The sequence below is a fragment of the Amycolatopsis sp. NBC_01480 genome (assembly GCF_036227205.1).
GTDB lineage: Bacteria > Actinomycetota > Actinomycetes > Mycobacteriales > Pseudonocardiaceae > Amycolatopsis.
Genome location: NZ_CP109442.1, coordinates 3337450 through 3364168, shown reverse-complemented (window position 1 = coordinate 3364168; position 26719 = coordinate 3337450). Strand labels below are relative to the sequence as shown.

The following is a 26719-nucleotide window of genomic DNA, read 5'->3' as shown; positions in this document are numbered from 1 at the left end:
GCCGCGGTCCCCTCGCGGAATCAGGCCGCCCGGACCAGCCGGACCTGGAGGCTGATGCCCTCGGTGGTCACGGTGCACGTCCGGAACGCGCTTTCGGCCACCGTCGCGGTGAACTGCGCCGGCGTGTAGGCCCGCCGCCGCAGCCCGGCCAGTGCCTGCCGGGTGGTGAACGCGGCCACCTTGCCCAGCGCCATGTTCCCGACCTCGGCGTCGATCTGCGCGTGGGTCGATTCCTTGCTCATGTCCTGCACCACCGCCACGCCGCCGGGGCGCAGCACGCGGTGCATTTCGTCGAGCGCCACCACGGGCCGCGCGAAGTTCTTGAACGCGGCCTGGCAGATCAGGAAGTCGAACGAGCGGTCGGCGAACGGCATCGCGGCCACGTCGCCCTGACGGAACTCGGCGGCCACCCCTTCGCTCCGCGCGTACTCCTGCGCCAGCCCCACGAACGTGCGGCTCACGTCGAGCGCCGTGACGGCGAAGCCCAGCCGCGCCACCTCGACGGTGAAATAACCCGGTCCCGGTGCCACTTCGAGCACGGCGGCGCCTTCCGGCAGCCCTTCGGTGAGCTCGGCGGCCTGCCGCCGGTAGAACGCGAGCTGCGGGGCCGTGCCGCGGCCGCGTGCGTACGCCCGCGCGACCGGCCCTTCCATCTCCGGCAGCAGCTTGGTGCGGTGGTGCCGGACTTCGGTGTTCCCCATGACGGACTCCCCGTTCGATGATCGGCCGAACCGGTCCTTCGCGAGGTGCCCCCGTATCCTGTGTGTGCAGCCCCAGGGCCGGGTTCGCTCGCGCGGAACGGTTCGAGGGTTTCCCGGTCCCGGTGGTGATGTGCCAGCATCACGGCCGGGGCCGGCCTTTACTCCTGTCCCCCTTCGGCGAAGGCGGACAGGTCTTCCGGCAGCTGCCCGGTTTCCCGGAAGTGCCGCCACTCGGCGACACCCGGCAGCGCGCCGGTGGTCAGGTCGTGCCGCAGCGCGCGGACCCAGTCGATCTCCGCGCGCAGCAGCGTCAGCTCGTACTCGCCCTCGACCAGCATCAGCCGGGGCACTTCGGCGCGGTAGCCCTCGAGCGCCTCGGTGCGCGTGCGCAGCCGCTCTCCGAGCGCGTCCAGCCGGTTGCCCAGCTGCTCCACCACCGTCTCCGGCCCGAGCGCGAGCATCATCGACAGCCCGGCCCGGAACTTCGGCGGCTCGAAGTCGGGCTCGCCCAGCAGCTCGCGAACCCAGTCCTCGACTTCGGCGCGGCCGGCGTCGGTGAGCCGGTAGATGGTGCGTTCGGGGCGCGCGCCTTCGCGCACGCTCTCCACGGCCTCGACGAACCCGTGTTTCCCCAGGTTCGCGACCACCGTGTAGAGCGAGCCCCACTTGATCTTCATGTCGTCGTCCTTGCCGCGTTCCCGCAGCACGGTGGCCATTTCGTACGGGTGCATCGGCCGTTCGAGCAGGGCGGACAGCACGGCGAGGCCCAGCATGTTGCCGACCTTGCGACGCTTGGCCATCACTGACTCCTCGGTCACCTATACCCGCGGACGAGTACTCGCCTACGAGTATATGCACGCCGGAAGCTAGAGGTCGAGCATGTACGGCACTTCGGCCTGCGCGCGGTCCGACATCCACTCGCGCAGCGCCTTCGTGGCCAGCACGTCGTCCTCGTTGTAGCGCAGCAGCCGCGCACGCTGGGCGTCGTCGGGCACCTCGCCGTCCATGCCGACGGCGTCGCGGTACCAGCGCATCGACGCCTCGCCGCCGGCCTCCGGGTCGCGCCAGGTGAAGCCCGCGACCGGCGCGACCACCTTGAGGCCCTTGCCGCGTGAGCACAGGAACTGGTCGGTGACGCTGCGGAACAGGTCCACCCACTCCTCGGAGTCCACAAAGGACTGCACTGCCTGGCGCGACGGGATCCCGGGGTGGTCCCCGAACCGCTCCACCGAGCCGAACAGCCAGCGGTTCTCCGCCAGCGCGTTGTAGCAGTAGGCGCGGAAGGTCAGCCCGGCCGCCAGCGTGCGCTCGCGCACGTCGGTGAACCACGCCCAGAACTCCGCGAACGAGCGCGCCTCGTCGTCGGTCGGCAGCGGGTCCCAGGTCGCGAAAGCGAGGTAGCCGCGCGGCAAGCCGATGTCGGCGCCGGACAGCAGCGTGCCCCACAGGTACGCGCCCGCGTCGCCGAAGCTCTCCATGTCGACGTCCACCTCGACGTCCGCGCGCGGGACCTCGACCTCGGGCGTGCGGCGGACCATGGTGAGGTCGGCGAGCCAGGCGCGCGCCAGCATGATGGCGTCGGCGAAGGTGCCGCCGGTCCAGTTCATCGGCGGCGCGTCGTCGAGCGGGTCCAGCGCGGCCAGGCTGTCCACAGTGGACACGCCAGCCTTGCGCAGCTCGGTGGCGTCCTCGCCGCGCACGACCAGGCTGACGTCGCGGGTCTCGGTGAGCAGCACCTCGCAGGTCGGCCAGAACGGGCAGCGGCGGCACTCCAGCACCCGCGACGGCATGGCCAGCGGCTCGTCGCCGGTCGCGGCCGCGGTGGCGACGGCGAGGCGGTCGGCGAAGCGGGCGTCGTACTCGTTCATCGCGCTGCGCCCGCCCGGCCAGGTGCCCGCGGTGAGGTCGTGCCAGACGACCACGTCGGCGTCCAGCCCGATCACCCCGCCCATCGCGCGGCCGGGCTCGGCGCGGCCGTGCGTCTGCAGCATCCGGCGCAGGTGCGCGAGCCGCAGCTGATCGCGCGGCTGCGAGCGGACCTTGCGCGCCTCGTCCGGCCGGCGGTGCGCCGGGTCGAGGTCGGTCATCACGGTGGTCGGCGCGCCGGAGCCGCGGTCGGTGATCCGGTGCCGCACCACCAGCACCGGCACGTACCCGGTGCTGGCGCGCACCAGCAGGTCGACGCCGCCGCGCCGGTGCTCGATCGAATCGGCAGGCAGCAGCCCGCCCCAGATGTACTGCACGCCTTCGGCGAACGCCTGCTCGGTGAGCCGCACCCGCTCGGGCGCCGGCCGGTCCCGGCCGATCCGGGCCCACGTCGCCTCAGGCCCGGTCGCCTCGACGAGCCGGCGCAGGATCTCCTCGCGGTGCGCCGTGGCGTCGTCGATCCGCTGCTGCGCGGTCGGATCCGGCGGCGGCAGCGGCACGTCCCGCATGGCCGGGTCGTGCTCCAGGTGCACGCGGCGCCGGCACCGGCTGACGGCGCCCGCGTCGAGCAGCACCTCATTACCCATACTGATCACCATAGTTCCGTCGGGTGTCGCGAGCCGACATGCCCGCCACCACCGGGACCAGTAAGTTCAAGCCCGACACGTTGCGGGAGGTGGGCCATGGCGCGCAAGGCCAAGCAGGACACGGGTGAAGCTCGAGTCACCCCGAAGAAGGCGAAGAACGCGGTCGCGGTGGCCAAGGTGCTGGGCCCGGCGGTGCTGCCGGTGGTGGCGCCGTATGCCGTTCGCGCGGCGGGCGCGGCCCGGGAGCTGTACGACCGGTACCAGGCGCGCAAGCTCGGCGTCGCCATCGACCAGCTCGGCGAGTACACCGGCCGGGGCGCCGCGCTGCACGCCCGGATCGCCGGGCTCGTGCAGGGGCTGGCGGAGCTGCGCAAGTCGTCGAAGGCCACGGCGGCGGACACGAAGTTCGCCGACGAAACCCAGGGCACGCTGGAACAGCTGTCCGCCACCGTCCGCGCGGCCGAGCGCATGCCTGCGGCCCGGCGCAAGGCGGCGCACCGCGCGGTCGCCGGCGAGCTGGACCGGCTGGAGGAACAGCTGCTGCACCGGCTCGGCGTCTGAGCCGCGCCACCGGATGCAGACGGGCCGCCCACCTTCGCGGTGAGCGGCCCGTCTTCTCGCACCGTCTCAGGAGTCCTTGCGCAGCGGCTTCAGCGCTTCCGCCACCTGCGCCAGCTCGTCCAGCATCGCCTTGGCCGAAGCGCTCAGCACGTCGTTCGGCACGATTTCGCCGTCCTTCAAGAACTGCTGCACCATCGGGATCGACACGGCGTCGGTGACCGTGGTCATCCGCAGCGCGCCGAGCACCGGCTTGATCATCTGCGCGGCCCGCGTGCCCGCCGCGACGCCGCCGTAGCTGGCCAGCCCGACGGCCTTGTACTGCCATTCACGGGACAAGTAGTCGAGCGCGTTCTTCAGCACCGCGTTGAAGCCGTGGTTGTACTCCGGCATCACCAGGACGAACGCGTCCGCCTCGGCGACCTTCGCGCTCCAGTCCTTGGTGTGCTGGTGCTGGTAGTCGCCCAGCCGCGGGTGCTTGGGCTCGTTGAAGAACGGCAGGTTCACCTCGGCCAGGTCGACGATCTCGACCTCGTCGAACCCGCCCTGGGCCTTCGCCTCGCCCTCGAGCCACTTCGCCACGGGCAGGCCGACCCGGCCCGGGCGAGTGCTCGCCACGATGATCTCCAGCTTGCTCACGCCCGCGCCTCCCAGCGTCCCGGATTGATCTCCCGGCAAACTTAGCATTGCTCAGGAGTTCGGCCGTCCGGGCGCCGGGGGGCGGGCGCGGGGGCTATTTGATGAAGCCCTTCTTGAGCATCCAGTCGTGCGCGACCGTGCCGGCGTCCTTGCCGTCCACGTCCACCTGCTTGCACAGCTCGACCATCTGCGTGTTGTCGATCGCCGCGGTCACCTTCTCCAGCGGGCCCCGGATCTCCGGGTGCGCGTTGAGGAAGTCGGTCCGCATCGTCACGGCGGCGTTGTACTGCGGGAACGCCTTCTTGTCGTCCTCCAGCACCTTCAGGTTGAGCCCGGAGATCCGGCCGTCGGTGGTGAACACCTCGCCGACCGGGCAGGTCCCGTTGGCCACGGCGGAGTAGATCGTGCCGATGCCGAAGTTCTCGATCTTCGGGTTCTGGAAGCCGTACGCCTTGACCGCCGCCGGGAAGCCGTCCTGCCGGCTGGTGAACTCCGTCTCCAGGCAGAACCGCGCCTGATCCGGCTTCTGCTTCAGGAAGTTCGCCAGGTCGGTGGTGGTCTTCAGGTTGTTCTTCTGGGCATACGCCGCGGTGGTGGCGAAGGCGTACTGGTCGTTCAGCGGGGAGTAGTTCAGCCAGGTGACGCCGTTCTTCTCCGCGTCCGCCTTCGCGGTCGCCTCGTACTGCGCCTTCTCCCCGCCGGGCACCGGCAGCTCATTGCCCTGGTAGTTGATCCAGCCGGTGCCGGTGTACTCCCAGGTCACGTCGGTCTGCCCGTTGAGCAGCGCCTGCCGCGAGGAGTTCGAGCCCTTGATGTCGGTCAGGTCGACGATGTCGGCCCCGGCCGCGGTGAGCGCCATCTCCGCCATGTAGCCGAGGATGATGTTCTCGGTGAAGTCCTTGGACCCCACCACCACCCGCTGTCCGGCCAGCGCCGGGATGGGCTGGATCGAGCCGGGCTGGATCGAGTACGGCACCGACGTGTTGATGTCGAGGCCGCACGCCGAAAGCGTCCCGGCGAGCAGGGCGGCCCCGGCCAGCGCGCCCGCCTTCTTGAGGACGTGCATCAGCGGAGTCCCTTCGGTCCGAAGTACTGTTCCGCCACCGCGCCCAGCCAGTCGACCAGCAGGGCCAGCGCGACGGCCAGCACCGAACCGGTGACCAGCACCTTGGTGAGGTTCAGCTTGTAGCCGGTGTCGATCAGCAGGCCGAAGCCGCCGGCGTTGACGAACATGCCGAACGTCGCGGTGCCCACCGCCAGCACGAGCGCGGTGCGCAGGCCGGCCAGGATCAGCGGGATCGCCAGCGGGAATTCCACGCGCCACAGCACTTTCGAGGCCGACATGCCGATGCCGCGGCCGGCGTCGACCAGCGACGGGTCCACCTGCTGCAGGCCCACCATGGTGTTCCGCAGCACCGGCAGCAGCGAGTAGAAGGCCAGCGGCAGCGCCGCGACCCACAGCCCGCCGACCGCGCCGGTGAAGATGAACCACAGCACCAGCACGCCCAGCGCGGGCGCGGCCTGGCCGATGTTCGCGATGGCCAGGAAGAACGGCGCCAGCCACTTCGCCCACGGCCGCGTCACCATGACCCCGAGCGGAACCGCCACCAGCACCACGATCGCCGTGACCACGACCGTCATCAGCAGGTGGTCACGCAGCGCGGTGAGCAGCGAAGACGCGTTCAGCGTCTCTTTCTCGGTGGCGGTCAGCCCGCTGCCGAACACCCAGATCAGCGTCACCGCGACGATCACGAGCACGGCGATCGGCTGGGCGAGCAGCCGGACCCGCTCGGCGCGGCGCGAGCCGGATTCGGTGCTGAAGCCCGTCTCGACGACTGCCGTCATACCGAAGCCTCCTCGGTGTGATCGTCGGCGTGCTCGTCGCGCAGCTGCTGGATCGTCGAGATGACGGTGTCCAGCTCGATCGTGCCCGCGAACTCGCCCCGCGCGCCGGTGACCGGCACCGAGCCGCCCTCGGCGAGCATCGCCTCGAGCGCGTCCTGCAGTGTCGACTGGAGGCTGACGATGTCGCGCAGGGGCTTGCCCGCAGTAGCGAGCGAGGTGGCCGACGCCAGCTGACGACGGTGCACCCAGCGGGTCGGGCGACGGCGCGCGTCGAGGACCAGCACGAAGTGCCGGCGCTGCGCGTCGAGCTGCTTCGCGACCTCGGCCGGCGACTCGTCCAGGCCCGCGGTCAGCGCGTCCTGCTTGAGCTCGACGTCGCGGACCCGCAGCAGGGTGAGCTGCTTGAGCGAGGCGCCCGCGCCGACGAAGCCGGCCACGGTGTCGTCCGCCGGGTTGGCCAGGATCGCGTCCGGGGTGTCGTACTGCAGGATCGACGACTGGTTGCCGAGCACCGCGATCTTGTCGCCGAGCTTCACGGCCTCGTCGAAGTCGTGCGTGACGAACACGATCGTCTTCTTCAGCTCGGTCTGCAGGCGCAGCAGCTCGTCCTGCAGGTTGCCACGGGTGATCGGGTCGACGGCACCGAACGGCTCGTCCATCAGCAGCACCGGCGGGTCGGCCGCGAGCGCGCGGGCGACCCCGACCCGCTGCTGCTGCCCGCCGGAGAGCTGGCGCGGGAAGCGGTCGCGGAAGTCGGCCGGGTCGAGCCCGACCAGGTCCATCATCTCCTCGACCCGGTTGGTCACCTTCTTCTTGTCCCAGCCCAGCAGCCCCGGCACCACGCCGATGTTCTGCGCGACGGTGAAGTGCGGGAACAGCCCGGCCTGCTGGATCGCGTAGCCGATCCGGCGGCGCAGCGTGTCGACGTCGAGCTTCAGCGCGTCGTCCCCGCCGATGGTGATCCGCCCGGACGTCGGCTCGATCAGCCGGTTGATCATCCGCATCGTGGTGGTCTTGCCGCACCCGGACGGGCCGACGAAGACCACGATCTTGCCCGCGGGCACGACCATCGAGAAGTCGTCGACGGCGGCCTCGCGGGTGCCCGGGTACTTCTTGGTCACGTGCTCGAGTTCGATCTCGACGCCGGAAACCTCATCGTGCTCAGCCACGGACACCCCTCGAGATGGTCAATCGCTTGATCAGGACATAGATGCCGTCGAGGATGAGCGCGAGGATCACAACGCCGACGGTGCCCGTGAGGGCCTGGTTCAGAGAGTTCGCGCTGCCCGCGTTGGTCAGCCCGGAGAAGACCTCGGCACCGAGGCCGGGGCCCTTCGCGTAGGCCGCGATCACCGCGATGCCCATCAGCATCTGGGTGGACACCCGCATGCCGGTGAGGATCGCGGGCCAGGCCAGGCGCAGCTCCACGCGCGTGAGCACGCTGAGCCGACCCATGCCGATGCCGCGGGCGGCGTCGGTGATCGCCGGGTCCACGCCGTCGAGCCCGACGATCGTGTTCCGCACGATCGGCAGCAGGCCGTAGAGCACCAGCGCGATGACGGCGGTGGTGGAGCCGAGTCCCGAAAGCGGGATCAGCAGCCCCAGCAGGGCGAAAGAAGGGACCGTGAGGATCGTGCTGGCCAGCGCCGTGGCCAGCGCTGAGCCGATCGGGCTGCGGTACACGACGATGCCGATCAGCACGCCGAGGACCGCGGCGAGGATCGTGCACTGCACCACCATGCTGGTGTGGAGGTAGGCCTCCAGCCACAGCTTGCTCGCCCGGTCCGAGATGTACTCGAAGAGGTTCATCCGTATTCGTTCTCCTGCCGCATGTGAGGACCCCCGAAATCACCCGTTCGGAGTAGCTCATCAACCGGCTGGGTGACTACCCGGAACGAATGCGGTTGAAACCTCCCTGGTGCTGTTGGTCCGACCACCGTTCCGCATCCCGGGACTATCGGCAACCGGCGCCAGGGCCCTGGCCGGGCTGTTTTACCTGATCGAAATCGGTTTCCACGCGTTCGTGGACCCGGTTTTCCCTTGCCGCCACCACCGTTTTCCACGGGTTTCTCCCGATCGTGAAGTGTTTTCGCGCAAAAAGGGCAACGATTTGAGACGACCGGCCATCTCGCCGAATTTCGTAATGCTGCGAAGGCATTCGCGCACACACTGTCACCTTTTGCCCGGGTCCGTGCTCACCAGGCGAGAGCGCTCGATCACCTGGGGTCGTGTCGATAAGCTGCCCCGGTGAGTTCCCCGACCCGGCACCGTGGCGCGCTCGCCGCTGTCCGTGGCGGGCTGCTCGCCGTCAGCTCGGGCACCCTCGCCGTGACCGCGCACGCGGTCGCCGACGGGGGCGTCCCGGACGCCGCGCTGACCCTGTTGCTGACCGGCCTGCTCGGCTGGACGGCCACCGCGCTGGCCGGCAAGGCCCGCGGCCCGGTCGCCACCCTGGTCGTCCTCGGCGCCGGGCAATTGGTGATGCACCTCGTGCTCACCGTGCTGGCCGCGCACGAGATGCCCCCGGCCACCGGCTGGTCCGGCGGCTGGGCGATGACCGCGTCGCACGCCGTCGCCACGCTGCTCACCGCGCTGCTGCTGGCACGGGCCGACCGGATGCTGCTCGCCGTGCTGCACGTGGTGCGCGCGTTCCTGCCGCTGCTCACCCGGGCGCTGCCGGTGCCCGCCGCGGCGCCGGCCCCGATTCCGCCGCCGCCCGCCCGGGCCGTCGCGTTGCTGCGCCTGGAGCTCAGGCGCGTCCACGGCCGTCGCGGGCCGCCTGTTCTCTCCTGAACCCCAGATCCCCCAAGCCTTGTAACGGCCCAATCCTTTTCCAGCGGAGCCTTGTCCTCCGCCGGATGATCCTGTTCAGGAGCAGTTGTGTCCCGTCATCACGTTCTCCAGCGCGCCGGAGTGCTCGCCGCCACCGTCGGCGCCGCCGGCCTGCTCGGCGCGGGCATCGCGTCGGCCCACGTCACCGCGAACGTCTACGGCGCCCAGCCCACCAAGGGCGGCTACGGCGCGATCTTCTTCCGCGTGCCCAACGAAGAAGCCAACGCCGGCACCATCAAGGTCGAGGTCGACCTCAAGCCGGAGTACGGCATCGGCAGCCTGCGCACCAAGCCGATCCCCGGCTGGACCGCGGAGGTCACCACCTCGCCGCTGGCGCAGCCGGTGACCACGGCGTCCGGCACGAAGATCACCAAGGCCGTCACCAAGGTGGTCTGGACCGCGCAGCCCGGCAGCAAGATCGCCGCCGGCTCCACGGAGTTCCAGGAGTTCGAGATCAGCGCCGGGCCGCTGCCCTCGAACGTCGACCAGCTCGAGTTCCCCGCCATCCAGACCTACGAGGATGGCAAGGTGGTCCAGTGGAACCAGCCGACGCCCGCGAACGGCGAGGAGCCCGAGCACCCGGCGCCGGTCGTCAAGCTCGCCGCGGCGGCGAGCGGCGACGGTGACCACGCCGCCATGACCGCCACCACCAGTGACGCCGAAGCGGCACCGTCCACTTCGGACACCACGGCCCGCTGGCTCGGCGGCGCCGGGCTCATCGTCGGCGCGCTCGGGCTCGGCGTCGGGGCGGGCGCGGTCCTGCGCTCGCGCCGGCCCGCCGCCGCGACGCCCGGAAAGACCGAAGGAAACGAGTAATGCGGAAAGCGCTCCTCGCGCTGGCGATCACCGGGGTGGCCCTGCTGGCCACGGCCACCCCGGCGCTGGCGCACAACGTGCTGATCAGCTCGGACCCGGCGAACGGCGCGTCCGTCGCCACCGGGCCGTCGAAGATCACCCTGACCTTCGACCAGTACGTGCAGAATGCCGACGTCAACCAGATCGCGGTGACCGGGCCCAGCGGCGGCCAGTGGGCCGAGGGCCCGGTGACGGTGCAGAACAACGTGATCAGCGCGCCGCTTCGGCCGCTCGGCCCGGCCGGCAAGTACACCGTCGGCTACCGGATCCTGTCGGCCGACGGGCACCCGGTCTCGGGCGAGATCCCGTTCACGCTCACCACGGCCGGCACCGGCACGCCGGCGAGCGTCGACGCGGCGAAGGCCGCCGGTGCGCCCGCGGCCGCGTCTTCGTCCACGTCGTCCTCGACCGGGATCCCGATCTGGGTCTGGATCGCCGGCGCGGTGGTCCTGCTGGCGATCGGCCTCACCGTCGCGCTCCGCACGGGCGGGCGTGAGCCGGGGCAGGAGAAGACGAAGCAGTGACCCAGGCCGAGACCACCGCGAACGTCCGCTGGATCACGCTGCTGTGCGTGGTCACGGCCGGGCTGCTGGGCGCCCTGATCGGCGTCGCGCTGAGCGCGTCGGCACCCATCCCGGGTGTGGTGGAGCCCAGCGCGGTGGTCTCGACCGCCATCCCGATCGTGCGCGTGCTGCTGGATCTTTCGGCCGTCGCGACGATCGGGCTGGCACTGCTTTCCGTGCTGGTCGGCTACGACCGGCCGAACCTCACCGAGCCGGTGCTGCGGCGGGCGCGCCCCGCCGCGGTCGCCGCCGCGCTGGTCTGGTCGGCCAGCGCGGTGGTGGCGCTCATCCTCCAGACCGCCGAGTACAAGCCCGGCTCGCCGACGCTGACGGCGTCCGACATCGGCACGTACATCGCCGAAGTCGGCGCCGGGAAGGCGCTGGTGATCGTCGCGGTGCTGGCGTTGCTGCACGCCGTGCTCGGGTTCGTCGCGCTGCGCCAGGGCGAGAAGGTGCCGGCCGAGGTACGCGTCGGCGTCGGCCTGTTCGCGCTGCTGCCGCTGCCGGTGACCGGCCACGCGTCGAACTGGAGCTACCACGACTACACGATGATCTCGATGGAGCTGCACGTGATGAGCGCGGTCGCCTGGTGCGGCGGCCTCGGCGCGATGACCGTGCTGCTCGCCTCGAATCGCACGCTGCTCGCGTACGCGCTCCCGCGGTTCTCGAAACTGGCCACGCTCTGCCTGATCATCTCGGCGGTCACCGGCCTGTTCAACGGCGGCGTCGAGATCCTCGCGAACCCCACCATCGGCTTCTGGGCCGGCGTCTTCACCACGCCGTACGGCCGGCTGATGCTGCTGAAACTGCTCTGCACCGGCGTGATCGCGCTGCTCGGCGCGCACCTGCGCTGGCGGCTGATGCCGCAGATCCTCCGCCACAACCGCACGGCGATCGCCTCCTGGGCGACGCTCGAGGTGACGGTGATGGGCCTGGCGTTCGGCTTCGCCGTCGTACTGACGCGCGCGCCCGTCACCGTCTCCTGAGTCCCGCGGCGATCCGCCGGGTGACAAAACGGCTGGCAGTGACGTCGAGTAGCTGCAATTTGCACTGTGGGATTAGCAGTAAGCCATCCGAGGCGACCCGTTGGACCGAATTCTCTACTCGGAGACGCACCTGGTCAGGGGGTACCGGGCAAGCGACAAGCGGTCATCTGCAGGCGGCGAATGCACGTGCAAAATCCCTGGCATGTGTCCCAGGTCACTCGATCCCGATCATCGGAACAGCACCGGCGCCCTGGTCGAGGGCGGGTAACGCTCACCGGTAGCGAGACCACCGGACGTCGGTGCGGCCGTGCCGGAGGTCGTCCAGCCGCCGGTGCAGCTCGGCGGCGACCTGCGGGTGACTGCGCAGGATCGGCAGCACGCTGGTGGTCAGTTTCAGCTCCCGCACGGCCCGCAGCACGGAGAACCCGGGCCAGGCCGTGACGTCGAAGCCATAGGCCCGGGAAAACTCCTGGTAACCGCTCGGCGGGTCCCCGAACCGCTCGCGGCCGACGGCCAGCGGCGTCAGGTCCCACTCCGGCGGGCCGACGCACGAGGAGTCGAAGTCGCACAGCACCGGGCCGTCCGGGCCGGGGATGACGTTGCCCGGGTACGCGTCGCCGTGGACAAAACCCCTGGCCAGCGGGAAATCCAGGTCGCCGAGGGCCGCCTCGGCCTCGGCGCAGCGCTCCAGCAGGAACCGCCGGTCGCCGTCGGCCAGCTCCTCCGCCTCGGAAACCCGCGCCCGCACCGCGTCGAACGGCGCCCACTCGGCCAGGCCCTCGGGCGGCGGCAGCGCGTGGACCTGGCGCAGCAGGCCGGCGAGGTCCGCGGGAGAGGGCGGGCGGCCGACCGACGGCACCTCCCGCCACACCGTGACCAGGTGCTCGCCGACGTGCATGGGCTGCTCGACGCCGTCCAGCAGCCGGATCGCGGGGATGCCGTGGCGGGCGAAGTGCTCGGCCACGCGGACCACCGTGTGCACCCGGTGCCGCAGCCGCGTCGAGCCCACGATCCGGACCACCACCGGGGCCGTGACCAGCGCGTACACCGCGTTGTTGGTGAACCGCAGCAACCGCGCGCCGACCGGGTCGAGCCCGAGCTGGGCACACGTCTCGGCCAGCGCCTCGCGCAGCTTGACTGAGGTGAACCGGCCGTCCACAAAGGCCTCAGCGGGACTCGGCGACCTCAGGCGGCGTAGAAGATCTTGAGCCGGTCGGCCAGGTCACGGGCGTCGACGTTGTTGCGCCGCCGCTCGGCCTCGGCCTGCAGCGGGCGCATCCGGTCCTTGACCCGCTCGGACTTGATGCTCTCCGCGCAGTCGATGGCCTTGCCGCCGACCTTCACGCCGTGGTCGATGTCGCCGTCCAGCAGGTGGTTCGTGGCCAGCGCGCTCAGCATGAACGCCTTGCTGCGGGCCATGTCGTCGGTGTACGACTCGACCGCCCTGGTCAGCGCCGGGATCGCGTACTTCGTGTGCTCGACGTTCTTCTGCGCGAGCACCGTGTGCACGGTGCCGGTCATCGCGTAGACGTCGGTCTCGTTGAAGAACTTGACCCAGGACTCGGCGTTCGCCAGGTCGGCGCGGGCGAACTCGTCCTTGCTCCGGCCGAGCAGCTTCATCGCCTGGTCCTCGTTGCCCATCAGCGCGTACGCCCAGGCCTCGTTGGCGCAGAGCACGGCGACGGCCAGCTCGGAGCCCGATTCCTGTGCCGCGATCTGGCCCAGCTGGAACAGCTTCAGCGCGTCGTTCGCCGCGTCCTGGTGCAGGTAGACGCGGCCCATCCGGTACAGCACGTTGGCCACCAGCGGGTGGCTGTCGCCCTGTTTCGCCAGGTCGAGCGCGTTCGCGAAGTGCCCGCGGGCGGAGTCCATCAGGCCGGTGTCGAACGAGGTCCAGCCGGCCAGGCTGTGCAGGTCCGCGAGCGCGACGAACAGGCGCGACTTCACCAGCTCGGTCGAGTTCGACTCCAGCATCTGCTGTCCCCAGGACAGCTGCGCCACCACGGCGTCGCGGCAGAAACCGCCGCCGTACTGGTAGTCGAGGGAGCGCAGCGCTCTGGTCGCCGCCTCCACCTGGCGCACGTCGGTCATCCCGATGCGCCCGGGGGCCGGCGTCCGCGCCGGGCCCGACGACCACGTCCCTGATTCCGGACCGAACACCGCCGCACCCATCGTGACCTGGGCGGCGTGCGCGAGGAACCTCCGTCGCTTCACGGACTCGTCCTCCTCAGCCTGCCGGCCGCCGGACGAACCGACGACCCGTATCGCCGTGGTCTCGTCGTACGCGAGACCCATGTATCCACGGGGGACACCCAGGCCGTCGGCGATTCTCGTGAGCACGTCGTAGGCCATGACCTGCCGACCCTTGAGGATCTCCGACACCTCGGACTGCGATTGGCCGGTCATCGCGGCGATCTGCCGCTGCGAAACACCGTGCTTGCGCAACAGGCGATAGACCGCGCTGACCTCCCGGGAGGCCAGCGCCGCGCGCATATCGGCCTGCTCCCAGGCGTCCGGGGGCACCGGGTTGCCGGCACCGGATCCGTTGCCGCCAGTACTGGCGTCCATTGCGACCCCTCACCATCCGTCGGGCGTCGAAAACAGCCTAAGCACACCGTGAGAACCATGGGAAACGAGCGGTCAGCGGGTCTGATCGGCCCGGCCGAAGTCCACTGACCGCTTACCGTGGAACCCTGCCCGGTCACCGCTATGACGCGGTTTCGACCTTCTATCGCACTCGCTTTCACCTCACTGTAGTTGTCAGATCTCCGTCACCGGCCGGACACCGGCCGCGATCACGGAGAGCTACGAAAACCGAGCTACAGGCACGACGTGGATGTGCATCCCGCAAGGTGCACGCGGACGAGAGAGCGGTGGAGGGCCAGTGGAGTTCGTGGACTCGCTCGCAGGAGGACATGCCGGGACCGCGATGCGCCCCGTGCGGCCCGGCCCCGCGGGAGGCCAGGGAGTCGCCACGGTGACCCGTCCGGTCACCCCGTCCGCCGCGGCCGACCCCCGCACCGCAGGCGTCCGTCACTACGAGGGCGGCCAGCTGGTGTGGCGCGTGCAGTGCGGCGACCTCATCAGCCGCGAGCGCGCGGTGACGGTGTTCGTCGAGGACAACCAGGTTGTGGTGGTCTCGCCCCCCGGCGAGACGGCCCGCCTCACGTCCGGTCAGCTCGGCCAGCTCAGGGCCGCACTCAACGAAGCCGCCAAAATGGCGGAAAGGTAACGGTGAGCTCTCCATGGATCAGGTACTCGGGCAGGTCCTCCGCAATGCGGTCTGGGAACGCCTCGACATGCTGTCCGACCTGGCCACCCGCGCCGACGCCCAGTCGCTCGTCTCGGTGGCCCGCTCCGAACTCCCCCGCCTGACCGAGGCCTGGCGCTCGATGCTGCAGGCGCACGACCCGGACGAGCGCGGCGACTGCCCGACCTGCTCCACCCGCTGGCACCGCTGCAAGGCGCCGTGCTCGGTCTGGCAGGTCGCGCACGAGCACCTGGTGGCCGGCGGGCTCGCCCCGCAGCAGGCCCCGATGTCGGCGGAGGACCGGCGCGCCGCCCGGCGCACGAGCCCGGTGCCCGGCCAGACCCGCCGGGCCGGGCCGCCGAGCCCCGCCGAGACCACCGGCCGGCACGCGCTGGTCACCCCCCGGGCCGTCACGGCCTGACCCGCAGACCGGCGAGCGCGCGGCCCGGGCCGATTGCCCCTTCGGGCCGGCCGCCGCGGCACCCTCGCCTGAGCCGCGGGCTGGTTCGTCCGTCCCCCCGAGCGCGACGAACCAGCCCGCGGTACCCAAATCTCTGCGCGATTAATCGAAAATTATCATCGGAAGGCCTAGCGAACCACGAAATCCGCCGCTAGGTTGAAGATCATCGAGGCCTGGCGAAGTTGCTGGCTGCGACCCATGACTCCGCGGACCGGTGCCGTTGCACTCCCCTCCCCCGACCGGCACCGGTCCGCGGTTCCACTTCCGTCATTTCCCCGGTCGGTGATTACTGAACCGCGCGGACCCGGGTAACGAGCGCTCCCGCCAGCAGGGTCGCGATCGCCGCGGCCGCGAACAGCGCCGGATACCCGCCGAGCCACTCCAGGATCAGCGTGGTCAGCAGCGGGGCCACCACCTGCGGCAGCGCGTTCGCGATGTTCACCACGCCGAGGTCCTTCGCGCGGTCCTGCGCGGTCGGCAGCACCTGCGTCAGCATCGCCAGCGCCACGGCCATGTAGATGCCGAACCCGACGCCGAGCAGCGGCGACGCGATGAGCGCCACCGGCCAGGTCTGCCACACCACCAGCAGCAGCGCGGCGAGCGCCATCACGCCGGACGACACCAGCACGTACGGCTTGCGGCGCCCGGACTTGTCGGAGAAGTGCCCGGCCAGCACCGCGCCGACCACGAGCGCGGCGCCGTAGAGGCCCATCATGATCAGCAGCCCGCTGTCCGGGTTCGGGTAGTGCACCGCGTCCTTCAGGAAGAACAGCAGGTACAGCGTCCCGAACGCGTTGCCGAGGTTGATCATGAAGTGGCAGGCCCACGCCCAGGCGAAGTCCGGGTGCCGGCGCGGCGAGACCCAGAGGTTCGCCAGGATCTCCTTGACGTTGCCGCTGGGCCGGTACGCGACGGGCAGCCGCGCGTCCGGCGTCCGGAGCACGAAGGCCGCGGCGCCGCCGAGCACGATCACGGCGCAGGCCGAGTACCCGAGCGGCAGCCCGGCGAGGCCCAGCATCACGACGACGACCACGGCGCCCAGCACCGTGCCGAGCATCTGCGCGATGCCGACCAGCCCGCCCACCTGCGCGCGCTGGCTCACCGGCACGCGGTCGGCGATGCCGGACATGAGCGTCGCGAGCATGCCGTTGAGCCCCGCCTGCACCAGGCACCAGCCGACGGTCATCAGCACGATGTTCGGCGCCACCGCGAGCACGAGCAGCCCGGCCGCGCCGATCACGGCGCCGGCCACGGTCCACGGGTGACGGCGGCCGAAACGCGAGCAGGTCCGGTCGGACAGCAGCCCGATGGCCGGGTTCGCGATCAGCGCCATCAGCGCGCCGATGCCGGTGACGATGCCGAACACGGTCTCCTTGTTCGCCGCGTCGAGCATTTCCGCCTGCTGCGGCAGCAAGACCTGGATCGGCGCGTAGATCCCGAGCCACAGCGCGATGTTCGCGAAGAACAGCAGGCTCATCCACCCGGGCCGGACGCGCGTGACCGGTTCGGCCAGCGCTTCGGGGACCCCGGTGGCGGCAGTCGTGTCACTCATGTCGGACCAGCTTTCGGTACCAGGTGAAGGAGTCCTTCGGGGTGCGGCGCTGAGTCTCGTAGTCCACGTGCACCAGGCCGAAGCGGGGCGCGTAACCCTTGGACCACTCGAAGTTGTCGAGCAGGGACCAGACGAAGTAGCCGCGGACGTCGACGCCGGCGTCCATCGCCTCGCGGACCGCGCGCAGGTGGCCGTCCAGGAAGTCGATCCGCTCGGGGTCGTGGACGGCGCCGTCCGCGCCGGGCTCGTCGGCGAAGCTGCAGCCGTTCTCCGTGATGTGGATCGGCGGGAGCCGCTCGGAGTACCGGTCCTGGAAGGACACCAGCAGCTCGCGCAGCCCCTGCGGGACGATCGGCGAGTCGTTGGTGGTCATCGGGTAACCCTCGACCGCGCGGAGTTCGAAGGGAAGGGGATTCCCCTCGCCGGGTGCCGCGACGCCCTGGGGCTCGTAGTAGTTGACGCCGTAGAAGTCGAGCGGCTGGGCGATGTCGGCCAGGTCGTCGGCGAAGTTCGCGGGCAGGTGCGGGTGGACCTGCCCGGGGTAGCTGCCGAGCAGCACGGGGTCGGCGTACGTGCGGTTCAGCAGCGCGTCGAGCCAGACGGCGGCTTCGCGGTCGGCCTCGGTCTCGGCGGTTTCGGTGACGGTCCAGATGGGCGAGTGGTTGTTGGCCGTGCCGATGCCCGTGGCGCCGGCGGCCCGGAGCGCCTGCACGGCACGGCCGTGGGCGAGGTTCTGGTGGTGCGCGGTGGGCAGCGCGTCGAGCAGCAGAAACTGGCCGGGCGCGTACTCGCCGATGCCGTAGCCGTAGATCGACATGACCATCGGCTCGTTGAGCGGGATCCACAGCTTCACGCGGTCGGCGAAGCGCTCGCCCACGATGGCGGCGTACTCGCCGAAGCGCTCGGCCGTGTCGCGCGCGAGCCAGCCGCCGGCGTCCTCGATCGGCTGCGGGGTGTCCCAGTGGTACAGCGTGACGACGGGGGCGACGCCGGCCGCGCAGATCTCGTCGAGGAGCTTGTCGTAGAACGCGAGGCCTTCCGCGTTCGGCTTTCCGGTGCCGGTGGGCTGGATCCGGGGCCACGCGATGGACATCCGGTACGCGCCGACGCCGAGTTCGCCCATCAGCGCGATGTCCTCGGAGTAGCGGTGATAGTGGTCCGCCGCTACCTTGGCGTCCTCACCGCGCGCGATCTTGCCGTCGGTCGCGGTGAAGGTGTCCCAGATGGACGGTCCGCGGCCGCCTTCGGCCGTGGCCCCCTCGATCTGGAACGCCGAGGTCGAGACACCCCAGAGGAAGTCGGGCGGGAAGGTCGGGTAGTCCACCGGCACACGCACCTTTCTCGTCCGGCCACCTGGCCGGGTGAACATGAAAAGTTCTCATATGTTAGGTCGTCACTCGTCCGGAGGGAAGCCCACAGGGGCGCTAAAGTCCCAGATCAGACGAGTTCCGCCGCGGCAGGCGGGACGGGGAGCGTCAGCAGAGCGAGAAAGACCGAGGAACGAAAGTGTCCGAGACCCAGGCGGAGCCCACTCCCCTCCGGCGCAAGCCCGTGCAGCAGCGCAGCGCCAAGCGGGTGGAGCAGATGCTGGACGCCAGCGCCGAGCTGATCGACGAGCTCGGCTACGACGCGCTCACGACCACCCTCATCGCGAAGCGGGCCAGCGTCGCGGTCGGCTCGCTGTACCAGTTCTTCCCGGACAAACGGGCCGTCGTCCAGGCGCTGACCCAGCGGAACCTGGAGCGTTTCGTGGCCGCGGTGAACGAGCGGCTGCAGGAGCTGAGCCCGGAGCACTGGTGGAACATCGTCGACTCCGTGCTGGACATCTACCTGCGGATGCACCGGGAGATCCCGGGTTTCTCGAAGGTCCACTTCGGTGACGTGATCGACCTGCAGCTGCTGGACGAGGAGCGGGACAACAACTCCGTGATCGTCGACTCGCTGGTGGAGATCCTGAGCGCGCAGGTCGACCGCCCGGCCGAGGAGCTGCGGTTCGCCATCGCGATCGCCAACGAGACCGCGGACGCGCTGCTGAAACTGGCCTTCCGCCGGGACCCGCAGGGCGACGAGCGGATCGTGGCGGAGGCGAAAGACGTGGTGAAGGGCTACCTGGCGAGCAAGTTCGGGGAATGAGGCGCGAGGGGCACCGGAAGGATTCCGGTACCCCTTGAGCCGTCCGCGTTCGGCTACTTCTGCTGACCGATCGGCGTGGCCGGCGCGCCCGGGGCGCCGGGCACCGACGGGAGGATCCAGCAGCCGACCGGCTGGGCCGGGACGCCCGGCGTGCCCGGGGGAACCGGCTTGGCCGGCCCGGTGTGGACCGGCTGGGCCGGCACGCTCGGGGTGCCCGGCAGGACCGGCAGGGTGATCGAGCAGGCCACCGGCGGATGCCCGGCGGTGGGGTGGCTGCCGGCGGGACCGCCGACGGGCTGGCCACCGGTGGCGGCGAAGGCCGCGGAGCTGCCGATGCCGACCATCACGGCCGTGCCGGCGACGACGAGGGCCATCCTGCGAAGAACCGAAGACATGAGAAATTCCTTTCCGTCTGACTGAGTTCGCCAACCGCTGTCCGCGGTCATGATCAGTAAGCCGGATCGGTCTTTCCGTCTGGATAAACAGATCTCCTTATCCAGACGATATGTTCAGCCGAAGTTCTGCCGCTCGCCCCGGTAGGTCGGCACAGTCTGGTCGACCTCGTTGCCCCGCACCAGGTGGTAGTCGGTGAAGCGCTCGGCCAGCTCGCCTGCCTTGGCGTGGCGGAGCCACACCCGGTCGCCCAGCCGCAGCGTGCGCGCGGCCGCCCCCGAGACCGGCGTCTGGACCTCGCCGGCGCCTTCGAAGCCCAGCAGCTTCAACCCGGCCGGCAGGTACGGCGAAGGCACACGCGAAGGGCCGGTCGGGCCGGAAGCTATGTAGCCGCCCGAAAACAGCGTCGCGACGTCACGAGCGGGGCGGCGGACCACCGGCAGCGCGAACAGCGCCGCGGGACGCGGGTGGAAGCGGGAGTACCCGTCGAACAGCGTGGGGGCCACCAGGCCCGAGCCCGCGGCGATCTCCGTGACGACGTCCTCCGCGCCCGTCGTCTCGATGCTGCCCGTGCCGCCGCCGTTGACGAATTCGAGGTCCGCGACCTCACGCACGGCGCGCACCACCGCGCCCCGGCGACGCGCCAGCTCGGCCGCCGAGCGACGGTGCATCCACGCGATCACCGCGTTGTTCAAGCTGTTGCCCGCGTTGTCGCCGAGGCCGGCGATCTGACCCTCGTACGCCATCAGGCCCGCGAGGACAAAACCCGGCCGCTTCACCACTTCACGCGCGAACGCGACCGCTTGTTTCACGGTGAACAACGGCGAGCGCCGGGTGCCGACGTGCACGCCGGGCAGGGGCCGCCACGACGCGTCCAGCTCCAGGCAGACGCGGATGTCCGGGTGCCCGTGGCCGAGCGCCGCGTCGACCAGGTCCAGGTGCGCGGCCGAGTCGACCATGATCGTGATCGCCGCGCGGGCCGCGTCGTTCTCGGCGAGGCGGCGCAGCGCACCGTGGTCCGCCGTCGGGTACGCGACGACGATGTCGTCCGTCGTGCCCTGCTCCACGTGCCAGACCGCTTCGGCGAGCGAGTAGCACATCAGGCCCTCGAAGCCGTCGCGCGCGAGTACCCGGTCGAGCAGGGCCCGGCAGCGCACCGACTTGCTGACCACCCGGATCGGCTTGCCCGCCGCACGGCGCAGCAGGTCGTCGGCGTTCGCGTCGAACGCGTCCAGGTCGACGATGGCGAACGGCGGATCGAGGTCCTTCGTCGCGAGGTCGTACCCGTTCGGAGAGGTGGTCACCAGGCTTACGGTACGACAATGACGCTTGAAACGCGAATCCTATTCACTTACTGTTTCGGCAACTACCGTAGGGGCACACTCCTGAAGGACGAACAGGTGCGCGCATGACTCCGTGGAGCAACTGGGCCGGCACGGCGAAGGCGACTCCGCTGCGGGTGCACCAGCCCCGCAGCACAGCCGAGGTCGCCGACGTCGTTCGCGGCGTCACCGAGGCGGGCCGCCGCGTCCGCCCCCGCGGCAGCGGCCACTCCTTCACCGCGATCGCCGTCGCCGAATCCGACGCGCTCGACCTCCGGAACCTGACCGGCATCGAGCAGGCCGACCTGACCACGCACCAGGTCACGGTCCGCGCCGGCACGACACTCAAGCAGGTCAACGCCGAACTCGACGCGCTCGGCCTGGCCATGACGAACCTCGGCGACATCGACGCGCAGACCGTGGCCGGCGCGATCTCGACCGGCACCCACGGCACCGGCGCGCGCTTCGGCGGCATCTCCACGCAGATCACCGCGCTCCAGCTGGTGCTCGCCGACGGCACCGTGGCCACCTGCTCCGCGGACGAGCGGCCGGACCTGTTCAACGCCGCCCGCGTCGGCCTCGGCGCCCTCGGCGTGATCACCAGCGTCACCCTGCAGTGTGAACCCTCGTTCGTGTTGTCCGCGCAGGAGCGGCCGGAGCCGCTGGAGCAGGTGCTCGAGGGCTTCGACGAGTTCGCGGCGGCGAACGACCACTTCGAGTTCTATTGGTTCCCGTACGGCAAAAACGCGCTGGTCAAGCGCAACAACCGGCTGCCGCTGGACGCCGAGCGCAAGCCGTTGTCGAGGCTCAAGCAGTTCGTGGACTACGAGCTGACGGAGAACATCGCGTTCGGCGGCATCTGCCGGCTGGGCCGCGCCGTGCCCAAGCTCGTGCAGCCGCTCGGCGGGTTCGCGGCGCAGGTGCTTTCGGCGCGCGAGTACGCCGACCTCTCGCACCGTGTTTTCGTGACGCACCGCGGCGTGCGGTTCGTGGAGTCCGAGTACGCGATCCCCCGCGAGTCACTGCACGACGTGCTCGCCGAGTTGCGCGCGCTGGTGCCGCGGCTGGAGAACCCGGTGATGTTCCCGGTGGAGGTGCGGGTCGCCGCCGCCGACGACATCTGGCTCTCGACCGCGCACGGCCGCGACTCCGCCTACATCGCCATCCACCAGTTCGTCGGCATGCCGTATCGCGAGTACTTCGACGGCTTCGCGGCGATCGTCGCCGAGGTCGGCGGACGCCCGCATTGGGGCAAGATGCACGACCTGGACGCCGCGACGCTGCGCACGCGTTACCCGCGTTTTGACGACTTCTTGGCTGTGCGCAAGGAAAACGACCCGACCGGGACGTTCACCAACACCTACCTGGACCGGGTGCTAGGCCGCTGATCAGACCGGCTCGAAGAGCGAGCTGACCGACTCGCCATTGTGGATCCGGCGCATCGCCTCGGCCATGGCCGGCGCGATCGAGAGGATCCGCAGCTTGTCGGTGCGCTCCTCGACCGGCACCGGCACCGTGTTGGTGCAGACGATCTCGAGCACGTCCTCCTGGCCGCCGATCCGGTCCAGCGCCTTGTCCGCGAACAGCCCGTGGGTGCAGGCGACGCGGATCGAGCGCGGCTTCAGCTCCCGCAGCCGGTCGAGCAGCTCCAGCACGGTGCTGCCGCGCGCGATCTCGTCGTCGAGCACGATCACGTCCCGGCCGGTGATCTCGCCGATCACCGACGTGATCTCGACGCGGTCGTCGGCGTAACGCTGCTTCGCCCCGGCCGCGACCTGAACGCCGAGCAGCCGCGCGAAATGCGCCGCCTCCTTGGCGTTGCCCAGGTCGGGCGAGACCACGGTGGTGTGGGAGAGGTCGTACTGGCGGAAGTGCCGCGCCAGCTCGCTCAGCGCGTGCAGGTGGTCGACGGGCACGCTGAAGAAGCCGTGGACCTGCGGCGAGTGCAGGGTCATCGCCAGCACGCGGTTCGCCCCCGCGGTGACCATCAGGTCGGCGACGAGCCGGCCGCCGATGGAGATCCGCGAAGCGTCCTTCTTGTCGGAACGCGCGTACGCGTAGTGCGGCATGACGACGGTGGTGCGCGCGGCCGAAGCGCCCCGCGCGGCGTCGAGCATCAGCAGCAGCTCGACGAGGTTCTCCTGCACCGGCTTGACCAACGGCTGGATCAGGAACACGTCCCGCTCGCGGCAGTTCGCCTGGAGCTGGACCTGGAGGCAGTCGTTGGCGAACCGGTCGACCTGGACGGGGTGCAGCGGCACGCCGAGGTGGGTGCAGATCTCCGCCGCGAGCTCGGGATGGGCACTGCCACTGAAAACCGCGATGTCCCGCAAGGACGTTCCCCGTTTCGCGTTGTCCGCCGATGCCGAGCTCATCCTAGGAGGACCAGCTCAGACCGCCGAGATCGCCTCGTTGACGGGCGTCTCGCCGGAGATCAGCTCCAACGTGCGGCGTGCGGTGGCGGGTGCGTCGAGCAGTCCGACGAGCGTGGCCGCGACGTCCTCTCGCGGCACGCTGCCGCGTCCCGTGTGGTCCGCGAGCTTGACCAGCCCGGTGCCCGATTCGTTGGTGAGCCCGCCGGGACGCAGGATGGTCCAGTCGAGATCACGGCCGCGCAGGTCGTCCTCGGCGGCCTTCTTGGCCCGGAGGTAGACGGCGAAAGTGGGGTCGAGGCCCGGGGCGTCGGCGTTGTCCGCGCCCATGGAGCCGACCTGGATGAACCGGCGGACGTCCGCGCGCTCGGCCGCGTCCGCGAACAGCGCCGCGGCACCACGGTCCACGGTGTCCTTGCGGGCGTCGCCGCTGCCCGGGCCGGCGCCGGCGGCGAACACCGCCGCGTCGGCACCCTCGAGCACCGCGGCGACGGCGTCCACATCGGACTTCTCCAGGTCCAGCACCACGGTCTCGGCGCCGACCGCGATCAGGTCCGCTTCGTGATCCGGGTTGCGGACGATGCCCGCCGCCTGATCACCCCGTTCGGACAGGAGCTTCTCGAGGCGAAGGGCGATCTGACCGTGTCCACCGGCAATGACGACTCGCATGAGCCCGAGGCTAGTCCGATCGGGACCGGACGGCTCAGTCGACGGCGGCCGGCGTCTCCGACGCGCGCAGCAGCTGGTCGTAGGCCATCTCGTTGACCCAGCGCGACACCGGGTCCTCGTCGAGCAGCATGCGCTCGTTGTGGCCCTCGAGGTCGAGGTCGATCATCGCGTTGGGATCGGCGGTCACGATCGCGAGGCCGTACGCGCGCGAACGCGGCAGGCAGTTCGCGACGTAGTCCTCCGTCAGCACGGCGGGCGATGGCAGAACCATCGCGGCCTCGCCGTAACGTGCGAACGGAACCGCTGAGGCCATCGCGGTCCGCCAGTGCCGGGCGACCGCGAGGACACCGATGATCTCGGCGGCCGGCGCGGGTGCGGTCGCGGCCAGCTCTGGCCAAGTCCAGGTGTCGACGGTGGCGCGGTCCGAGACGGGACCGACACCCATCGCGATCCGCTCCGCGTGCACGTCGGTCCGGAGCTTGGCGACGATGCTGACCTTGCGGCCGAGCAGTGTCGTCGCCGGCAGCACGATGCCGTTCCAGCCCAGCAGGGCCGCGGCCTTGTGCGCCAGCTCCTCGACGCTCGCGGGGAGCTCGATCGGCGGCACCACCCGGCTCGGCATCGACCGGCTGCGCTTCGCGCCACCGGCGACCGTCGAGCTCTCGGTGTTCTGAGGTGTAGCCGCCACGAGTCCGCCTCCTTCAACAACCTGTACCCCTGCGTGCCTGGTGAAACCGGCACATGACCTGACTACCAGTGCGGCAGCGCGGGGTCTTCGGGTAGCGATGGTGACTGCGATCGGCGGCGCTCAGCGGTCGGTGACCGGTCGGCGGGCGGTCGTCCGACTTCAGCCCGACCGTGCGGCCAACCGAGTGAGACGGAGGTGAGTGGCGTTACGGACCGCCCTCGCGTGGCTACCAGTGGTGGGGTTCCCCAGCGTGGCAAAGGGTCCAGCGGGTTAGACCGTTCGGCTCAACCGAAGACGGTTCCACAGTGGACGCCGCAGGTAGCACGGCTGCCGCCTGGGCGACGGTGAGCTTCGCCGCAGCGGTCCCCGGGCCCCCGGGGTTTAGGGTTACTCGTCGGTCAAGTCACGCCCGGGAGGACCCCACGATGCGCTCGCCGAAGGACTTCTTCGCCCCGCTCGCCCTCGGGGCGCCCGAACCGCCGCGGCAGATCCCGTTCCGCCCGTCGCGCATGATCCACTTCTTCGACCCGGGCAACGAGAAGATGGCCGCGAAGGTGCCGGACCTGGCGAAGAAGACCGACGTCCTGCTCGGCAACCTCGAGGACGCCGTGCGCGCCGACCGCAAGGAGGCCGCGCGCGCCGGGCTCGTCTCGATCGCGAAGGCCACCGACTTCGGCCGCACGCAGCTGTGGACGCGCGTGAACAGCCTCGACTCGCCGTGGGTGCTCGACGACCTGGTCACGCTGGTCACCGAGATCGGCGACAAGCTCGACGTGATCATGGTGCCGAAGGTCGAGGGCGCGCAGGACATCCACTACGCCGACCGGCTGCTGGCCCAGCTGGAGGCGCGCGCCGGGCTGACGAAACCGCTGCTGGTGCACGCGATCCTGGAGACCGCGAGCGGGGTGGCGAATGTCGAGGAGATCGCCGGCGCGTCGCCGCGCATGCAGGGCATTTCGCTGGGCCCGGCGGACCTGGCGGCGAGCCGCCGGATGAAGACCACGCGCGTCGGCGGCGGCCACCCCGGCTATCTCGTGCGCACCGACCCGGTGGGCGACGACCTGACCGAGGGCCGCACGACGTACCAGCAGGACCTGTGGCACTACACGGTCGCGCGGATGGTCGACGCCTGCGCGATGCACGGGATCCTGCCGTACTACGGGCCGTTCGGGGACATCCGCGACGTGGTGGCCTGCGAGGACCAGTTCCGCAACGCGTTCCTGCTCGGCTGCGTCGGCGCGTGGAGCCTGCACCCGGTGCAGATCGACATCGCGAAGCGGGTGTTCTCGCCGTCTCCGTCCGATGTGGCCTGGGCCCGGCGCGTGATCGCCGAGATGGGCGACGGCACCGGCGCGGTGATGATCGACGGCAAGATGCAGGACGACGCCTCGGTGAAGCAGTGCCGCGTGGTCGCGGAGCTGGCCGAAGAACTGGCCGCCGACGACCCCGAGCTGGCCGCCGCCTACGACGCCGCAACCAAGGAGTCCCAGTCATGACCTCGTCCCTGCAGCCGCGGCGCTCCGTGCTCTACATGCCGGGCGCGAACGAGCGTGCGCTGGAAAAGGCCAAGACCCTGCCGGCCGACGCGCTGATCCTGGATCTCGAGGACGCCGTCGCCCCGGACGCCAAGGAGGCGGCGCGTACTCGCGTCTGCGAAGCCGCCGCTTCGGGCTCGTACGGCAAGCGCGAGGTGACCATTCGCGTCAACGGGCTGGAGACGGAGTGGCACGACGCGGACCTGCGCGCCGCCGCTGCCGCCGGCCCGGCCGCCGTGGTGGTCCCGAAGGTGAACTCGGCGAGCGAGGTGCACAACATCGAGCGCGCGCTGGAACTCGGCGGAGCCCCGGACCACACGAAGATCTGGGCGATGCTCGAAACCCCCGTCGCGATGCTGCACGCCGCGGAAATCGCCGCGGCGTCCGAGCGCTTGACCGTGCTGGTGATGGGCACGAACGACCTGGCGAAGGAACTGCACGCCGAGTTCGTCCCCGGCCGCGGCCCGCTGCTGGCGGGACTTTCGCTGTGCCTGCTCGCCGCGCGCGCCACGGACAAGGTGATCCTCGACGGCGTTTACAACAACGTGAAAGACCTCGAAGGCTTCGAGGCCGAATGCCGCCAGGGCCGCGAGTACGGCTTCGACGGGAAGACTCTGATCCACCCGTCACAGGTCGAACCTTGCAATCGGGTGTTCGCGCCGTCCGCGGAGGAGATTGATCGGTCGCGGCGCATCATCGCGGCGTTTGACGAAGCGCGGGTGGCCGGTCGGGGTGTGGTGACGGTGGATGGGCGGATGATCGAGAACCTTCACGTGGAGGAGGCTCGGCGGGTGCTCGCGTTGGCTGAGGCAGTCGGGGACTGAGTCGGCTCGGCGCGGATGTCGGTGGTCCG

General features: G+C 70.5%; 28 protein-coding genes. 11 read left to right on the top strand and 17 right to left on the bottom strand.

Going from position 1 to position 26719, the window contains the following annotated elements; genetic code table 11:
• Positions 1 to 20 precede the first annotated feature (20 nt).
• The 3 genes from OG371_RS15970 to OG371_RS15960 all read right to left on the bottom strand — a co-directional run bounded on the left by OG371_RS15970 (position 21) and on the right by OG371_RS15960 (position 3214).
• On the bottom strand, positions 21 to 701 hold the full coding sequence (locus OG371_RS15970) for a class I SAM-dependent methyltransferase (protein WP_329069974.1): 681 nt from the start codon (positions 699 to 701) through the stop codon (positions 21 to 23).
• A gap of 158 nt (positions 702 to 859) precedes the next feature.
• Entirely contained in the window at positions 860 to 1501 is a 642-nt protein-coding gene (locus tag OG371_RS15965; protein WP_329069973.1) for a PadR family transcriptional regulator, read from the bottom strand.
• 66 nt (positions 1502 to 1567) lie between these two features.
• Positions 1568 to 3214 carry a TM0106 family RecB-like putative nuclease gene (locus tag OG371_RS15960; protein WP_329069971.1) on the bottom strand — a complete coding sequence of 549 codons (1647 nt, stop codon included), beginning with the start codon at positions 3212 to 3214 and terminating at the stop codon, positions 1568 to 1570.
• 96 nt (positions 3215 to 3310) lie between these two features.
• Here OG371_RS15960 and OG371_RS15955 point away from each other — a divergent pair, with 96 nt between their 5' ends.
• Complete coding sequence (locus tag OG371_RS15955; RefSeq protein WP_329069969.1) at positions 3311 to 3775, top strand: DUF6474 family protein; 465 nt, start codon at positions 3311 to 3313, stop codon at positions 3773 to 3775.
• Between the two features lie 66 nt (positions 3776 to 3841).
• Here OG371_RS15955 and OG371_RS15950 read toward each other — a convergent pair whose 3' ends face one another.
• From OG371_RS15950 to OG371_RS15930, 5 genes are all read right to left on the bottom strand, one after another.
• A complete protein-coding gene (locus tag OG371_RS15950; RefSeq protein ID WP_329069967.1) occupies positions 3842 to 4411 on the bottom strand; it encodes an NADPH-dependent FMN reductase in 570 nt (189 codons plus the stop codon).
• A 94-nt stretch (positions 4412 to 4505) separates the two neighbouring features.
• Positions 4506 to 5477: a glycine betaine ABC transporter substrate-binding protein gene (locus tag OG371_RS15945; RefSeq protein ID WP_329069965.1), complete on the bottom strand. Its 972-nt coding sequence runs from the start codon at positions 5475 to 5477 to the stop codon at positions 4506 to 4508.
• On the bottom strand, positions 5477 to 6256 hold the full coding sequence (locus tag OG371_RS15940; RefSeq protein ID WP_329069962.1) for an ABC transporter permease: 780 nt from the start codon (positions 6254 to 6256) through the stop codon (positions 5477 to 5479). The genes OG371_RS15945 and OG371_RS15940 overlap by 1 nt, the downstream gene beginning before the upstream one ends.
• Positions 6253 to 7425: an ABC transporter ATP-binding protein gene (locus OG371_RS15935; protein ID WP_329069960.1), complete on the bottom strand. Its 1173-nt coding sequence runs from the start codon at positions 7423 to 7425 to the stop codon at positions 6253 to 6255. Before OG371_RS15935 ends, OG371_RS15940 begins: the two co-directional genes overlap by 4 nt.
• Positions 7418 to 8065: an ABC transporter permease gene (locus OG371_RS15930; RefSeq protein WP_329069958.1), complete on the bottom strand. Its 648-nt coding sequence runs from the start codon at positions 8063 to 8065 to the stop codon at positions 7418 to 7420. Before OG371_RS15930 ends, OG371_RS15935 begins: the two co-directional genes overlap by 8 nt.
• Positions 8066 to 8554: 489 nt before the next feature.
• Here OG371_RS15930 and OG371_RS15925 point away from each other — a divergent pair, with 489 nt between their 5' ends.
• The 4 genes from OG371_RS15925 to OG371_RS15910 all read left to right on the top strand — a co-directional run bounded on the left by OG371_RS15925 (position 8555) and on the right by OG371_RS15910 (position 11492).
• Positions 8555 to 9049, top strand: coding sequence for a hypothetical protein (locus OG371_RS15925; RefSeq protein WP_442876162.1), 495 nt, complete (start codon positions 8555 to 8557; stop codon positions 9047 to 9049).
• Positions 9050 to 9136: 87 nt separating this feature from the next.
• A complete protein-coding gene (locus OG371_RS15920) occupies positions 9137 to 9904 on the top strand; it encodes a YcnI family copper-binding membrane protein (RefSeq protein ID WP_329069954.1) in 768 nt (255 codons plus the stop codon).
• Positions 9904 to 10467 (top strand): copper resistance CopC family protein, encoded by a 564-nt coding sequence (locus tag OG371_RS15915; RefSeq protein ID WP_329069952.1) that lies wholly within the window; start codon positions 9904 to 9906, stop codon positions 10465 to 10467. Before OG371_RS15920 ends, OG371_RS15915 begins: the two co-directional genes overlap by 1 nt.
• Positions 10464 to 11492, top strand: a complete 1029-nt coding sequence (locus OG371_RS15910; protein ID WP_329069949.1) for a copper resistance D family protein — start codon at positions 10464 to 10466, stop codon at positions 11490 to 11492. Before OG371_RS15915 ends, OG371_RS15910 begins: the two co-directional genes overlap by 4 nt.
• A gap of 271 nt (positions 11493 to 11763) precedes the next feature.
• Here OG371_RS15910 and OG371_RS15905 read toward each other — a convergent pair whose 3' ends face one another.
• Positions 11764 to 12651, bottom strand: a complete 888-nt coding sequence (locus tag OG371_RS15905) for a phosphotransferase family protein (RefSeq protein ID WP_329069947.1) — start codon at positions 12649 to 12651, stop codon at positions 11764 to 11766.
• A gap of 26 nt (positions 12652 to 12677) precedes the next feature.
• On the bottom strand, positions 12678 to 14060 hold the full coding sequence (locus OG371_RS15900; protein WP_329069944.1) for a helix-turn-helix transcriptional regulator: 1383 nt from the start codon (positions 14058 to 14060) through the stop codon (positions 12678 to 12680).
• 316 nt (positions 14061 to 14376) lie between these two features.
• Here OG371_RS15900 and OG371_RS15895 point away from each other — a divergent pair, with 316 nt between their 5' ends.
• Both OG371_RS15895 and OG371_RS15890 read left to right on the top strand, forming a co-directional pair.
• The gene (locus OG371_RS15895; RefSeq protein ID WP_329069942.1) at positions 14377 to 14724 is read left to right on the top strand and encodes a hypothetical protein; all 348 of its coding nucleotides are present in this window, start codon (positions 14377 to 14379) and stop codon (positions 14722 to 14724) included.
• A gap of 13 nt (positions 14725 to 14737) precedes the next feature.
• Positions 14738 to 15163, top strand: coding sequence for a hypothetical protein (locus OG371_RS15890; protein WP_329069940.1), 426 nt, complete (start codon positions 14738 to 14740; stop codon positions 15161 to 15163).
• 325 nt (positions 15164 to 15488) lie between these two features.
• On the opposite strand, the gene OG371_RS15885 is transcribed toward OG371_RS15890, so the two are convergent.
• Both OG371_RS15885 and OG371_RS15880 read right to left on the bottom strand, forming a co-directional pair.
• Positions 15489 to 16754 (bottom strand): MFS transporter, encoded by a 1266-nt coding sequence (locus tag OG371_RS15885; RefSeq protein WP_329069937.1) that lies wholly within the window; start codon positions 16752 to 16754, stop codon positions 15489 to 15491.
• Complete coding sequence (locus OG371_RS15880; RefSeq protein WP_329069935.1) at positions 16747 to 18078, bottom strand: GH1 family beta-glucosidase; 1332 nt, start codon at positions 18076 to 18078, stop codon at positions 16747 to 16749. Before OG371_RS15880 ends, OG371_RS15885 begins: the two co-directional genes overlap by 8 nt.
• 182 nt (positions 18079 to 18260) lie before the next feature.
• On the opposite strand from OG371_RS15880, the gene OG371_RS15875 reads away from it, so the two are divergent.
• The gene (locus OG371_RS15875) at positions 18261 to 18887 is read left to right on the top strand and encodes a TetR/AcrR family transcriptional regulator (protein ID WP_329069933.1); all 627 of its coding nucleotides are present in this window, start codon (positions 18261 to 18263) and stop codon (positions 18885 to 18887) included.
• Between the two features lie 53 nt (positions 18888 to 18940).
• Here OG371_RS15875 and OG371_RS15870 read toward each other — a convergent pair whose 3' ends face one another.
• Positions 18941 to 19282, bottom strand: coding sequence for a hypothetical protein (locus OG371_RS15870; protein WP_329069931.1), 342 nt, complete (start codon positions 19280 to 19282; stop codon positions 18941 to 18943).
• A gap of 114 nt (positions 19283 to 19396) precedes the next feature.
• Complete coding sequence (locus OG371_RS15865; RefSeq protein ID WP_329069929.1) at positions 19397 to 20584, bottom strand: amino acid deaminase/aldolase; 1188 nt, start codon at positions 20582 to 20584, stop codon at positions 19397 to 19399.
• 104 nt (positions 20585 to 20688) lie between these two features.
• On the opposite strand from OG371_RS15865, the gene OG371_RS15860 reads away from it, so the two are divergent.
• Positions 20689 to 21990 carry a D-arabinono-1,4-lactone oxidase gene (locus OG371_RS15860; RefSeq protein ID WP_329069927.1) on the top strand — a complete coding sequence of 434 codons (1302 nt, stop codon included), beginning with the start codon at positions 20689 to 20691 and terminating at the stop codon, positions 21988 to 21990.
• On the opposite strand, the gene OG371_RS15855 is transcribed toward OG371_RS15860, so the two are convergent.
• The 3 genes from OG371_RS15855 to OG371_RS15845 are packed head-to-tail and all read right to left on the bottom strand — an operon-like array spanning position 21991 to position 24331.
• The gene (locus OG371_RS15855) at positions 21991 to 22977 is read right to left on the bottom strand and encodes a ribose-phosphate diphosphokinase (protein ID WP_329069925.1); all 987 of its coding nucleotides are present in this window, start codon (positions 22975 to 22977) and stop codon (positions 21991 to 21993) included.
• Positions 22978 to 22992: 15 nt separating this feature from the next.
• Positions 22993 to 23643 carry an NAD(P)H-binding protein gene (locus tag OG371_RS15850; protein ID WP_329069923.1) on the bottom strand — a complete coding sequence of 217 codons (651 nt, stop codon included), beginning with the start codon at positions 23641 to 23643 and terminating at the stop codon, positions 22993 to 22995.
• Positions 23644 to 23677: 34 nt separating this feature from the next.
• On the bottom strand, positions 23678 to 24331 hold the full coding sequence (locus OG371_RS15845) for a hypothetical protein (RefSeq protein WP_329069921.1): 654 nt from the start codon (positions 24329 to 24331) through the stop codon (positions 23678 to 23680).
• A gap of 425 nt (positions 24332 to 24756) precedes the next feature.
• On the opposite strand from OG371_RS15845, the gene OG371_RS15840 reads away from it, so the two are divergent.
• Both OG371_RS15840 and OG371_RS15835 read left to right on the top strand, forming a co-directional pair.
• Positions 24757 to 25827 carry an HpcH/HpaI aldolase/citrate lyase family protein gene (locus tag OG371_RS15840; RefSeq protein ID WP_329069919.1) on the top strand — a complete coding sequence of 357 codons (1071 nt, stop codon included), beginning with the start codon at positions 24757 to 24759 and terminating at the stop codon, positions 25825 to 25827.
• Positions 25824 to 26690 (top strand): HpcH/HpaI aldolase/citrate lyase family protein, encoded by an 867-nt coding sequence (locus OG371_RS15835; RefSeq protein WP_329069917.1) that lies wholly within the window; start codon positions 25824 to 25826, stop codon positions 26688 to 26690. The genes OG371_RS15840 and OG371_RS15835 overlap by 4 nt, the downstream gene beginning before the upstream one ends.
• Positions 26691 to 26719: the final 29 nt, after the last annotated feature.